Source organism: Actinomadura oligospora ATCC 43269, from assembly GCF_000518265.1.
Taxonomy (GTDB): domain Bacteria; phylum Actinomycetota; class Actinomycetes; order Streptosporangiales; family Streptosporangiaceae; genus Spirillospora; species Spirillospora oligospora.
Map to the genome: position 1 here is coordinate 918,463 of NZ_KI912410.1, position 11,654 is coordinate 930,116.

Here is an 11,654-nt window from a genome sequence, read left to right on the forward strand (position 1 = left end):
TCGGGCTGAGGGCGGCGGGCCGTGGGGGTCAGCGGGCACGGTTCAGGGTGAAGGCGGAGAACCAGGCCTCGACGTAGTCGTCCTTGCCGGTCGCGGTGTTCAGCGGATCGGCGACCAGGCTGGTCCGGCCATTGGTGAACGGGTGGTCCTCGTCGTCGGCGTCGAGGGCGTAGTCGCCGTCCAGCCAGGCGCGGAGGCTCGTCCGTCCCGCCGCGACCCGCACCTCGACCTGGACGCGGACGGCCCTGGAACCCGGCTCGTAGCTCCCGGCCGGGACGCTGTCGAGGACGTGCGTCTCGCCGTCGCTGGTCTCCTTGACCAGCCGGGCGGAGCCGTCCGAGCGCAGCAGGACGGCGTAGTCCTGATCGTCCGTGCCGAGGAGCAGGAGGCCCGCCTGCCAGAGCCCGCTCTTGGAGGCATGGCCCAGCCGCACCCGCGCCGCGGCCACGAAGTGGGACGCGAAGGTCTCGTTCGGGGCGACGCAGTATCCGGGGTCGTCCCTGTCGCCCTGGATCTCGAAGCCGTGGCTGCCGTACGTGCCGCAGTCGTCCTCGTCCCAGCCCGAGTCCTTGTCGGTCAGCGACCCGGCCGGGACGAGGGCCGCGCCGAGCCGCGGCACACTCGGGTCCGACTCGCCGCTCAGGAGCCGCCAGCCGACCGCGCCACCCAGCAGGAGTACCAACACCCCCGCGAGAGCGACCGCGGTGATCCACTTCGAGACGACCGGACGCCCCCTCTTCCCGGCCTCCGACTCGGACGGCGCCGACCCCAGCACTCGCGTCGCGTCCGGCCCGGAGGGGGCCTCAGGGGCGGACGGAACTTCCGGGGTGGCCGGAGCTTCCGCGGTGGAGTGAGCCTCCAGGGTGGTCGGAGCGGCCGAGGTGGACGGGACGGGCGGGGTGGACGGGACGGGCGGGGTGGGCGGGGTGGTGATCAGGGTGGCGAGGAGGTCGGGGACGGGTGGGCGGCGGGTCGGGTCCTTGTCCAGGGCGGCCTCGACGAGGGGGCGCAGGGTGTCGTCCAGGCCGTCCAGGAGCGGGGGCTCGTGCGCGACGCGGTACAGGGTCTCGTGGACGTTGCGGCCCGCGAACGGCGGACGTCCCGTCGCGGCGAACGCGACGACGCAGCCCCAGGCGAAGACGTCGGCGGCCGGGGTGAGTGGGCCGTCGCGCATCAGCTCGGGCGCGATGTAGGCGGGGGTGCCGAGGAACTGGCCGGTCGCGGTCGGGCCGTCCGAGGACTCCAGGGCGCGCGCGATGCCGAAGTCGATCACGCGCGGGCCGGTCGCGGAGAGGAGCACGTTGGACGGCTTCAGGTCGCGGTGGACGATCCCGGCCGCGTGGATCGCCGAGAGCGCGGTGGCGACGCCGACCGCGAGGCCCTCCAGGTCGCCGCCCCGCAGCGGCCCGCCGTCCCGGACGGCCTCGGCGAGCGTCGGGCCGTCCACGAACTCGGTGACGACGTAGAGCGGGTCGCGCTCGAGCTCGGCGTCCAGGACGGGCGCGGTGCAGAACCGGCTGACCCGGCGGGCGGCGGTCACCTCGCGCCGGAACCGCGTCCGGAACGCCTCGTCCCCGGCCAGCGAGGGGTTGACGACCTTGACCGCGACCCGGCCGCCGGACGCGTCCTCGCCCAGCAGGACGGTCCCCATCCCGCCCTGTCCCAGCCGCGCGGTCAGCCGGTACGCGCCGAGCCGCTCCGGATCCCCCGAACGCAGCGGCTCCCCGGGCCCCGGCAAGCCGTCGCCCAGCCCACTGACGCCCGCCGCGCCGGTGCCCGCCGCGCCGGTGCCCGCCGCGCCGGTGCCCGCCGCGCCGGTGCCCGCCGCGCTGGTGCCCGGCGTGCCAGATCTCGGCGTGCCGGTGCCCAGCCCGTTGGGGCCCGCCGCGCCGGTGCCCGGGGTGGTGGGGGGTGGGGCGTCAGGGCGTGGGGGGTCGCCGGGACGGGGTGCGGTGGGCATGTTCGGGACATTAGTGGATCACCTGGGAGCCGGTGATCGCCCGGTCGTACCCTTGGTCCCATGAACGCGACCGCGGACGTGCTGGGACCCGGGTACGAGGCCATCGAGCTGCCGCTCGGCGAGGACGCCGAAGGCGAGGTCGTCGCGACGCTGGTGCGGCGGCGCGGCGAGGAGCCGTCCCGGCGGGCCGTCCTCTACCTGCACGGGTTCGTGGACTACTTCTTCCAGCGCCACCTCGCCGACTTCTACGTGGCGCTCGGCTACGACTTCTACGCGCTCGACCTGCGCAAGTACGGGAGGTCGCTGCGTCCGCACCAGACCCCGAACTTCGTCCGCAGCCTCAGCGAGTACTTCCCGGAGATCGACGAGGCGGTCCGGATCGTCCGGGAGGTGGACGGTCACGACACGCTGCTGCTGAACGGGCACTCCACCGGCGGGCTGATCGCCGCGCTGTGGGCCGACCGGGTGCGCGGGCAGGGCCTGGTCGACGGCCTGTTCCTGAACAGCCCGTGGTTCGACATCGCCGAGCCGTGGCCGCTGCGGAAGGCGGGCGCGGGCCTGGCCCGGATGCTCGGCGGACGGTTCCCGACCGCGAAGCTGCCCGCCGGGGTGTCCGACCTGTACCCGCGCAGCCTGCACCGCGACCACGACGGCGAGTGGGACTTCGACCTCGGCTGGAAGCCGCTGCTCGGCTTCCCGGTGCGGGCGGCCTGGCTGGACGCGATCCGCCGCGGCCAGCTCCGGTTGCACAAGGGCCTCGCGATCGACGTGCCGGTGCTGGTCATGGCGTCGGTGCGCAGCGTCCGGCCGAAGCCCGGAGCCCCCGACCTGACCAGCGCGGACGCCGTCCTGGACGTCCAGCACATGGCCCGCTACGCGCCCCGGCTCGGGCCGGTCGTCACGCTCGTCCGGATCGAGGGCGGCCTGCACGACCTGGTCCTGTCGGCCAAGCCCGTCCGCGACCAGGTGTTCGGCGAGCTGGGCCGCTGGATGCGCGGTTACCTGCCCGGCGAAGCCGTCACGGACGGCGACGTCAGCCCTTGATCTCCGGCGTCCAGGCCGTCCAGGGCGGGCGGCTCGTGCGCGACGCGGTAGAGGATCTCCAGGACGGCGCTTCCCGCGAACGGCGCGCTGCCCGTCCCGGCGTGGGCGACCACGCGGCCCTGTCCGTCCGACCAGGGGCGGGTCGGGTCAGATCCAGTCGCGGAGGGTCGCGCCGGCGAGGTCGACGACCGCGCCGACGCGGACGGCGATCTCCTTCGGCTCCCAGATGTCGGCGTGGGCGCAGCGCTCGAACGCGACGCGGGACGCGCCGGTGTAGAACGCGACGACCATCTCGGGACGGGGGTCGACGTCCGGGTCGACGCCCTCCCGGTCGGCGATGATCCTCGCGAGCCGGGTCTCGGTGCGCTTGTAGCGGGCCATCTGCGCGGCGTTCAGCGCGGGCTCGGCCTCCAGTACCCGGCGGACGCGGCGGAACCGCTCGGTCTCCTCGGGATCGCCTTCGGCGATCTTCTTCAGCACCAGGCGCAGCGTCCCGAGGAGCGCGGTGAACGGACGCTCGTCCGCCGGACGCTCCGCCAGCCGCTCGGCGAACCACTGGTCGTGCTCGCCGAGGAAGTCGGTGACCACGTCCTCCTTCGTCGCGAAGTACCGGAAGAACGTCCGCTGGGACACGTGCACGGCCGCGACGATCTCGTCCACCGTCGTCGCGTCGTAGCCCTGGGCGAGGAACAGCTCGAGCGCGGCGTCGATGAGCGCCGTCCGGGTCAGCCGCTTCTTGCGCTCGCGCAGCCCGCCGCCTCCGGACGGCGCGTCGGCCGGGGACGCGCCCTCGGACGGTGCGGAGCCCGGCGAACCGAGACCCGGACGATCCGGGACGTTCGGCGCGTTCGGTGCTTCTGGGGCGGACGACGACACGACGGGCTCCTTGGACGGCGGGGTGCGGAGCACGGGCCGGATGCTCCACCAGCCGGTCTACCACGGCGGCGGGCGTCTCGTCCGTTTCGGCGGTAACGCGGCGCCGCGCGGTGCGGCGACGTAAGCATGCCGTCACTCTCCGTTCCGAAGGACGCGGGTGTGCGCGGGGGAAGCGAAGAGGTATACCCGGTCCTCGGGATTTCCCTGCGGTGATTCTTTGCCGCGGGCCATCCTGTGGACGGCGGATCCATCCAGGGATGAGGCGGCTGATCGCGGTGTCTGTTGTCGGGGAGCGGGAAATCGCCGAGGTGCGCCGGCACCACCTGGCCGCCCTGGCCTACGAGGTCGAGGCCCGGGGCCTGCGCTGGCGGCTCGCCGGGCCGGACGAGATGGTGCTCGGCGTGGTCGGCCCCGTCAGCCGCCGCCAGATCATGGTCGTCGCGACCCCGGTCGGCACCGGCTGGTCCTACCTCTGGTCCGGCGGCGGCATGGCCGACGTGTCCCGGGTCTCCGGCGTCGCCGACCAGCTCGCCCGCCTCCTGACCTGACCCACCCCCACCCCGCCGACCCGGCCCGGCCCGGCCCGCCCCGCGCTGCCTTGCCCCACTTCCCGGCCAGCCTCGCCTCGTCCCGCGCTGCCTCGCCCGCCTCGTTCCGCCCGGCCCTGCGCTGACCTGCCCACCCCCGGCCAGCCCTGCCTCGTCCCGCGCTGCCTCGCCCCGCCTCGTTCCGCCTGGGCCTGCGCTGACCTGCTCCGCCTCGTCCGGTGGGCGTCCGTGGTTCGCCTTGTCGGGGTTCTTTGCGTGCTCTGACCTGGGGTTTCGATCGTCGTCCCGGTCTGTGGGACGACCCCGCCTTGCTGGGCCGGTGGCTCTTCCCTAGACTCGGATACGAACGTATGTTCGAGATAGTGGCCGCATGCCTTCCCCCGTGCGGTGAGCGTGAGGGGGAGGCGGATGACACGCGTGTTCGGCGATCCGGTCGAGGTCCGGGTGACCGGCGGGCGGCCGGCCGGATTCGCCTGGCGGGGGCGGCGGTACGCGGTGCGCCGCGTCCTGGAGCACTGGGTGACCACCCGCGACTGGTGGCGGGAGCGGGAGCCGGACGCCGACGAGCCGGGGGAGCGGGAGTACTGGCGGGTCGAGGCCGCCGCGAACGGCGGCGAGCCCGGGGTGTACGAGCTGCGGCACGACTCCACCACGGACGCCTGGACGCTCTCGCGGCTGTGGGACTGACGGGCCGCCATGCATCTCCACGTCGCGTCCGCCTACTCGATGCGGTTCGGCGCGGCCTCTCCGAAGGCGCTCGCCGACCGGGCCGCCGAGTTCGGCATGCGCACCCTCGCCCTGACCGACCGGGACGGCCTGTACGGCGCGGTCCGGCACGTCCGGGCCTGCGCCGAGGCCGGGATCGCCCCCGTCCTCGGCGCCGACCTCGCCCTGCTCCCCGCCGATCAGGCACGCCCCGGCGGCCCCGGCCTGGAACGCGTCGTCGTGCTGGCCGAGGGGAAGGCGGGCTGGACGTCGCTGTGCCGGCTGGTCACGGCCGCGCACGCGGCGGGCGAGCGCGGCCAGGCGCGGATCACACGCGCCATGGTCGCCGAGCACTCGGCCGGGTTGGTCGTGCTGCTCGGCCCGTCCTCCGATTTCGGACGGGCCGTGACGGAGCGTGAGCGTGGACGGGCGGTGGCGCTGCTCGACGCCTGGCGCGCGACAGGCGCCGAGGTCGCGGTCGAGATCGTCAACCACCATGGCCGAGGGGACGGCCCTCGCGCGGCGCGGATGCTCGCGCTCGCGCGCGAGGCGGGGGTCCCGGCCGTCCTCGGCAACGGCGTCCGCTACCTGGAGGGCGCGGACCATCCCGTCGCGCAGGTGCTGGACGTGGCGCGCAAACTCGTCCCGCTGCACCGCCGTCACCTGGACGACCAGACCGGCCACGCCTACCTGAAGTCGGAGGAGGAGATGCGCCGGTCGGCCGCGCTCGCCTGCGGCCTGGACGAGGCGGACGACCTGGTCGCGGCCACGAAACGGCTCGCCGAGCGGTGCGTCCTCGATCCGGGGCGCGACCTCGGCATGGGCCGGGCGCACCTGCCCGACACCGGGCCCGAGCCGCACGGCCAACTCCTCGCGCGATGCCTCCAGGGGCTCCGCGGGCGCGGCCTGGAGCGCCGCGAGGGCTACGAGGCGCGTCTCGCGCACGAGCTCGACATCATCGGGCGCAAGGGCTTCGCGTCCTACTTCCTGACCGTCGCGGACGCCGCCGCGCTCATCCGCGACCTGGGCATACGGTGCGCGATCCGCGGGTCCGGCGCGGGCAGCCTGGTGAACTTCCTGCTCGGCATCGGCGACCTGGACCCGCTCCGCCACGACCTGGTGATGGAGCGGTTCCTCGCCGACAGCCGTCCCGGCCTGCCCGACATCGACCTGGACGTGGAGTCCGCGCGGAGGCTGGAGGCGTACGAGGCGCTGTTCCACCGGTTCGGGACGGACGCGACGGCGTGCGTGTCGATGATGGAGACCTACCGGGCGCGCAGCGCGATCCGGGACGTCGGCGGCGCGATGGGCCTGCCGCCGCAGGAGATCGACGCGATCGCCAAGGCGTTCCCGCACATCCGGGCGCGGCAGATCCGGGCGGCGCTCACCGACCTGCCCGAGCTGCGCCGGTCGAACCTGAACAACGCGCAGCTCAACGTGATCTTCAGGATCGCCGAGCGGCTGGACGGCCTGCCCCGGCACATCGCGCTGCACCCGTGCGGCGTGATCCTGTCCAACCCGACGCTGCGCGACCGGACGCCCGTCGAGCAGAGCACGGCCGGGTTCCCGATGAGCCAGTTCGACAAGGACGACGTCGAGACGATGGGCCTGCTGAAGCTGGACGTCATCGGCGTCCGGATGCAGTCCTCGATGGCGCACACGGTCGCCGAGATCGAGCGGACGACCGGCGAGCGCCTCGACCTTGCGGCCGTCCCGCGCGCGGACGAGCCGACCTTCGAGATGATCCGGTCCGCGCGGACGCTCGGCTGCTTCCAGATCGAGTCGCCCGGCCAGCGCGAGCTGGTCGCCAAGCTGCTGCCGCGCACGGTCGACGACCTGGTCGTCGACATCTCCCTGTTCCGGCCGGGTCCGGTCGGCTCGGACATGGTCAACCCGTTCCTGGACGCCCGGCACGGACGCCGCCCGGCGGTCTTCCCGCACCCCGACCTGGAGCCGGTGCTGCGGGAGAGCCAGGGCATCGTCGTCTGGCACGAGCAGGTGCTGCGCGTCCTGGACGTCATGACCGGGTGCGGGCTCTCCGACGCCGAGGGCATGCGCCGCCGGATGTCCAGCGACGAGGGGCTGCAGGCGGTCGGGACGTGGTTCCGGGAACGCGCGCACGCGCGCGGGTACGACGGCCCGACCGTCGAGCGCGTCTGGCGGACGCTCGCGGCGTTCGGCGCGTTCGGGTTCTGCAAGGCGCACGCCGCGTCGTTCGCGCTGCCCACCTACCAGTCGGCGTGGCTGAAGCGGCACCACACGGCCGCGTTCTTCGCCGGGGTCCTCAGCCACGACCCCGGCATGTACCCGAAACGGGTCATCCTGGACGACGCGCGGCACTTCGGCGTGCCGATCCTGCCGCTGGACGTGAACCACTCGCAGGCGCTCTGGCGGGTCGAGGACGGCGGGATCCGGGTGGCGCTCGCCGAGGTCCGGGGGATCAGCGAGGTCGAGGTCGAGCGGATCGCCGGACGCCGCCCGTACGCGTCGCTCGGCGACTTCTGGCGGCGGGCGCACGCGTCCCGCCCGACCGTGGAGCGGCTCGTCCTCGCGGGCGCGTTCGACGCGCTGTACCGCGACACCCCGGTCGGACGCCGCGACCTGCTGTGCCGCGTCGGGGCGCTCGACCGGGCCTCGTCGGTGCGGCCGTCCGCCGGGCTCGTCGCCGGGCAGTTGCCGCTCGGGGACGACCTCGCGACGCCCGAGCCGGGGATGCTGGAGGACGTCCCGCTGGGCGAGCTGCCGCCGATGGCGCCGTCGGAGATCGTGGAGGCCGAGCTCGACATCCTCGGCATGGACGTCAGCCGCCACGTGATCAGCTTCTACGGCGACCTGCTGCGCGCGCTCGGCGTCGTCCCGGCCCGCGACCTGCCCGACCGCGGGAAGGGCGAGGAGGTGCTGGTCGCGGGGGTGAAGGTGGCGACGCAGACCCCGGCCGTCCGGTCCGGGCAGCGGGTGATCTTCGCGACCCTGGACGACGCGACCGGCCCGGTCGACCTGACCTTCTTCGAGTCCGTCCAGGACCGCTGCGCCGCGACGGTGTTCGGGTCGTGGCTGCTGCTCGCGCGCGGGCGCGTCCACAAGCCGGGCTTCCGGGCCGCGTCCCTGACCGCGTCCGAGTGCTGGGACCTCGGCGTCCTGGATGAGGCGTGGCGCGAGGGCGGCATCGGGGCCGTCCGGCGGATCATGGCCGCGTCCGGGCCGTCCTCCGGCGGACGGCCCATCGGCCGCCGGACGACCTACAGCTCCGGCTTCGCCGTCAGCCCGTACGCCGACGTCGGCCACGCGGGCCCGCAGGTCCGGCGCGGGCCGCCCGCCCGGCTCTGGCACGCCAGCCAGGGCAGCTCCGGCCCAACGGATCCCTGAACCGGCCCCTGACCGGCACTAGTCGGGGCGGGAGATCTGGAGGCGGGTGACCTGGTAGACGACGGTCATCGCGAGGGTCGCGGCGAGGGACTGGAGGGCCGCCGCGGCCACGCCCACGTGGACGGTCAGGCGGGCGTCGGCGAGGGAGTCGGCCCCGCCCCGCGCGAAGGAGCGGGACAGCAGCAGCGTGAGCAGGACGCTCAGCCACCACGCGGTGATCAGGCCCCCGGCGACGTGCCGCTGCGACATCCGGTAGCGGCCGGTCGTGACCCACACGTCGTACAGCAGGCGCGGCGGCACCCACAGGTTGGCGACCGGAACGATCCAGCCGAGCACCACCCAGCCCCGGCGGTGCCGGTGCGGGCCGGGGGACTGGGTGTAGGCCCGCCACAGCCAGGAGACGAACATCACCCCGGTGACCCCGGCGAGCACCGCGCAGATGACGAACAGGTCGGCGAACGGGACGAGGGAGTGCCGGGTCGAGGCCGGGTCGTAGCCGTCCTGGGTGGCCGTCCGCAGCGGATGCTCCATCCGGAGCAGGCTGATCCCGGCGCCCAGGGCGAGGAACGCGTGGAAGCCCAGCAGCATGAACACCGCGACCCCGACGGCGCGGAAGTCCCTGCGCCTGGCCCACGCTCCGCAGGCCGGACAGCGCGCGACGTCCGCCGGGACGATGTCGCCGCACAGCGCACACGGCATGGGGGACACCTCCGAGGACTTACTCGTCCATTGCCTCGGATACTACGTACCTTTGCCTCATACCGCGCGCCGGGCCGGAACGCCGCAGGTGACAATTACGGACGTCCTCAGAGGGCGCCCGCAGCGGACGCCGTCAGAGGAGGGCGCGGGTGACGGCGTAGGCGGCGGCGAAGGTCAGCACGAGCCAGAGGACGGCCGTCCAGACGGCGGACGGCCCGCCGCGCAGGAGCCGTTCGGGGCGTCCGCCGGTGGCGGCGATCAGCGTCCACCACTGGACGGCCATGAAGACCGTCGCGTGCAGCGAGCCGTAGCCGACGAAGGCGAAGCCGAGCACCAGCGTCGGCGGGGTGATCACGTGCAGGAAGGCCGCCGACCCGTCCGCCCCCGACCTGCGGAGCATGGCGAGCAGCGCGCCCCAGCCGACGGCGGCGACGATCCACACGGTGAACAGCGGCCAGGAGGCTCCGCCGATGGTCCCGGCCGCCATCAGCCGCGCATCAGGCCGGACTCCCAGGCCCAGGCGGCGATCCCGGTGCGGTTACGGGTGCCGAGCTTGCGCTGGACGCTGCCCAGGTGCGTCTTCACCGTGGACAGCGAGACGAACAGCTCGGCGGCGATCTCCTCGTTGGTGCGCCCGCGCGCGACCAGCCGGACCACGTCCAGCTCCCGCCCGGTGAGCGGCTCGGGCAGCCGGGGCGGCTCCGGCCTGGGCGCGGACAGGTTCGCCAGCAGCCGGACGGTCACCGACGGCGACACCAGCGCCTCGCCGTTCGCCGCCGCCCGCACCGCCTCCACCAGCAGCGCCGGGCCGCTGTCCTTGAGCAGGAACCCGGCCGCGCCGCCGCGCAGCGCCCGGTAGACGTACTCGTCCATGTCGAAGGTGGTGACGATCACGACGCGCAGCGGGTCCGGCACGTTCGGGCCGGCGAGCAGGCGGGTCGCCTCCAGGCCGTCCATGTGCGGCATCCGGATGTCGAACAGGCACACGTCGGGACGGAGCCGGCGGGCCAGCTCCACGGCCGCCGCGCCGTCGGCGGCCTCCCCGACCACCTCCATGTCGCCCTGCGAGTCGATGATCATCCGGAAGCCGGTGCGGACCATCTCCTGGTCGTCGGCGATCAGTACGCGGATCGTCACGGGTGGGATTCTCTCAGTTCTCCGAAACCGGGATCACCACGACGCTACGCCCCGTCCGGGACGGGGATCACGGCGACGACCTCCCAGCCGCCCTCGGGCCGGGGCCCGGCGGTGAGGCGGCCGTCCACGGCGTCCACGCGCTCGGCCAGCCCGGCGAGCCCGAACCCGCCGGACGGCAGCCGCCGCCCGCGCCCCTGCCCGTCGTCCCGGACGGCCACCTCGACCGAGCCGTCCCCGAGCCGCGCCACCGACACCCGCACGACCGACGCGTCCGCGGCGTGCTTGCGGGCGTTGGTCAGCGCCTCCTGGACGACCCGGTGCACCGAGGTGACCACCTCGGGCGGCAGTTCGCCCAGGTCGTCGGCCAGGGCGAGGGTCGCGGGCGGGGTGTCGCCGAAGCCGTCCACCAGGTCGGCGATCTGCGTCAGATCCCCCACCGGACGCGTCGCCCCGCCCTCGGACGCGCCGCCCGGACGGGTGGCGTCCTGCGCGTCCCGGAGCAGGCCGACCATGCGCCGCATCGACGTCAGCGCCTCGGTGCCCGCCTTCTCGATCTGCCCGAACATCCTGTCCAGCTGCTCGGGGGACTGCGCCGCCGCCCCCGAGGACGCGGCGAACCGCGCCGCCTGCGCCTGGACGACGATCCCGGTCACGTGGTGGGCGACGAAGTCGTGCAGGTCGCGGGCCAGTTCCAGGCGCTCGTCCCGGCGCGCGTCCGACAGCGACCGGCGGCGGCGCGCGTCCAGCGCCCGCAGGTACAGGCCCGCGCCGATCGCGACCGCGACCAGCACCGCCATCGGCCCGGCGAGGCCGAGCAGCAGCATCGACGAGCCGCGCAGCGGGAGCACCACGACCGGGACGCCGACCAGCGCCGTCATCGCGACCAGCCGGTTCTGCGGGGCCGTCCAGGCCATCCGGGAGACCAGCACCAGCAGCCCGGTCACCTCGACGACCCCCGCCTGGTCCTGGATGCTCGGGTCGAGCGCCGCGACCGCCCAGGTCAGCAGGAGGGACGCGAACGCGCTCGCCGCCGCCCACCGCTCCAGGCCGCGCCGGGTCAGGCAGGCGTAGGCGACGAGCGCCGCGACGAGGATCCCGGCCAGGTCCCACGGGCTCCGGCGGTGGTAGGTCCCCGCCAGGCAGAGCAGCAGGTAGAGCGCGGCGCAGCCCCAGGCCATCAGCCGGAACAGGCAGCCGCCCACCGACTGCACCCGGGCCAGCCGGTCCGGCTGCCGGGGCTCCGGTTCGGGCCCCTTGTTCGGAGTCCCGTACGGCGTCCCCGGCACGCCCCCCGTCGCGTTCATGGAAACCGAGGCTAC

General features: G+C 74.5%; 11 protein-coding genes. 4 read left to right on the forward strand and 7 right to left on the reverse strand.

The window, feature by feature from the left end; all coding sequences use genetic code 11:
• Window positions 1–28: 28 nt before the first annotated feature.
• Complete coding sequence (locus P696_RS57665; RefSeq protein ID WP_051468557.1) at window positions 29–1,960, reverse strand: serine/threonine-protein kinase; 1,932 nt, start codon at window positions 1,958–1,960, stop codon at window positions 29–31.
• A 60-nt stretch (window positions 1,961–2,020) separates the two neighbouring features.
• Here P696_RS57665 and P696_RS50370 point away from each other — a divergent pair, with 60 nt between their 5' ends.
• Window positions 2,021–3,004: an alpha/beta hydrolase gene (locus P696_RS50370; RefSeq protein ID WP_051468558.1), complete on the forward strand. Its 984-nt coding sequence runs from the start codon at window positions 2,021–2,023 to the stop codon at window positions 3,002–3,004.
• On the opposite strand, the gene P696_RS56565 is transcribed toward P696_RS50370, so the two are convergent.
• Both P696_RS56565 and P696_RS53320 read right to left on the reverse strand, forming a co-directional pair.
• Window positions 2,959–3,117 carry a hypothetical protein gene (locus P696_RS56565; RefSeq protein WP_157430117.1) on the reverse strand — a complete coding sequence of 53 codons (159 nt, stop codon included), beginning with the start codon at window positions 3,115–3,117 and terminating at the stop codon, window positions 2,959–2,961. The two genes, P696_RS50370 and P696_RS56565, sit on opposite strands and share 46 nt — an antisense overlap.
• 34 nt (window positions 3,118–3,151) lie before the next feature.
• Entirely contained in the window at window positions 3,152–3,913 is a 762-nt protein-coding gene (locus P696_RS53320; RefSeq protein ID WP_051468559.1) for a TetR family transcriptional regulator, read from the reverse strand.
• A 224-nt stretch (window positions 3,914–4,137) separates the two neighbouring features.
• Between P696_RS53320 and P696_RS0136035 the strand changes: the two genes are divergently transcribed.
• The 3 genes from P696_RS0136035 to P696_RS0136045 all read left to right on the forward strand — a co-directional run bounded on the left by P696_RS0136035 (window position 4,138) and on the right by P696_RS0136045 (window position 8,499).
• A complete protein-coding gene (locus tag P696_RS0136035; RefSeq protein ID WP_051468560.1) occupies window positions 4,138–4,428 on the forward strand; it encodes a hypothetical protein in 291 nt (96 codons plus the stop codon).
• A 408-nt stretch (window positions 4,429–4,836) separates the two neighbouring features.
• Window positions 4,837–5,115 carry a DUF6504 family protein gene (locus P696_RS0136040; protein ID WP_026416124.1) on the forward strand — a complete coding sequence of 93 codons (279 nt, stop codon included), beginning with the start codon at window positions 4,837–4,839 and terminating at the stop codon, window positions 5,113–5,115.
• A gap of 9 nt (window positions 5,116–5,124) precedes the next feature.
• The gene (locus P696_RS0136045) at window positions 5,125–8,499 is read left to right on the forward strand and encodes a DNA polymerase III subunit alpha (protein ID WP_026416125.1); all 3,375 of its coding nucleotides are present in this window, start codon (window positions 5,125–5,127) and stop codon (window positions 8,497–8,499) included.
• A gap of 18 nt (window positions 8,500–8,517) precedes the next feature.
• Here the strand turns inward: P696_RS0136045 and P696_RS0136050 are convergent, their stop codons facing one another.
• The 4 genes from P696_RS0136050 to P696_RS50385 form a co-directional block, all read right to left on the reverse strand.
• A complete protein-coding gene (locus P696_RS0136050; RefSeq protein ID WP_026416126.1) occupies window positions 8,518–9,198 on the reverse strand; it encodes a DUF4328 domain-containing protein in 681 nt (226 codons plus the stop codon).
• A gap of 133 nt (window positions 9,199–9,331) precedes the next feature.
• The gene (locus tag P696_RS53325; protein WP_051468561.1) at window positions 9,332–9,685 is read right to left on the reverse strand and encodes a hypothetical protein; all 354 of its coding nucleotides are present in this window, start codon (window positions 9,683–9,685) and stop codon (window positions 9,332–9,334) included.
• Window positions 9,685–10,335 (reverse strand): response regulator, encoded by a 651-nt coding sequence (locus tag P696_RS0136060; protein WP_026416127.1) that lies wholly within the window; start codon window positions 10,333–10,335, stop codon window positions 9,685–9,687. The genes P696_RS53325 and P696_RS0136060 overlap by 1 nt, the downstream gene beginning before the upstream one ends.
• Window positions 10,336–10,379: 44 nt before the next feature.
• The gene (locus tag P696_RS50385) at window positions 10,380–11,639 is read right to left on the reverse strand and encodes a sensor histidine kinase (RefSeq protein ID WP_245627938.1); all 1,260 of its coding nucleotides are present in this window, start codon (window positions 11,637–11,639) and stop codon (window positions 10,380–10,382) included.
• Window positions 11,640–11,654: the final 15 nt, after the last annotated feature.

Excerpts from the sequence above, each read along its gene's own strand:
- P696_RS57665 (WP_051468557.1), bottom strand. The coding sequence starts at position 1,960 with ATGCCCACCGCACCCCGTCCCGGCGACCCCCCACGCCCTGACGCCCCA.
- P696_RS50370 (WP_051468558.1), top strand. The coding sequence starts at position 2,021 with ATGAACGCGACCGCGGACGTGCTGGGACCCGGGTACGAGGCCATCGAG.
- P696_RS0136035 (WP_051468560.1), top strand. The coding sequence starts at position 4,138 with ATGAGGCGGCTGATCGCGGTGTCTGTTGTCGGGGAGCGGGAAATCGCC.
- P696_RS0136040 (WP_026416124.1), top strand. The coding sequence starts at position 4,837 with ATGACACGCGTGTTCGGCGATCCGGTCGAGGTCCGGGTGACCGGCGGG.
- P696_RS0136045 (WP_026416125.1), top strand. The coding sequence starts at position 5,125 with ATGCATCTCCACGTCGCGTCCGCCTACTCGATGCGGTTCGGCGCGGCC.
- P696_RS0136050 (WP_026416126.1), bottom strand. The coding sequence starts at position 9,198 with ATGCCGTGTGCGCTGTGCGGCGACATCGTCCCGGCGGACGTCGCGCGC.
- P696_RS53325 (WP_051468561.1), bottom strand. The coding sequence starts at position 9,685 with ATGGCGGCCGGGACCATCGGCGGAGCCTCCTGGCCGCTGTTCACCGTG.
- P696_RS50385 (WP_245627938.1), bottom strand. The coding sequence starts at position 11,639 with ATGAACGCGACGGGGGGCGTGCCGGGGACGCCGTACGGGACTCCGAAC.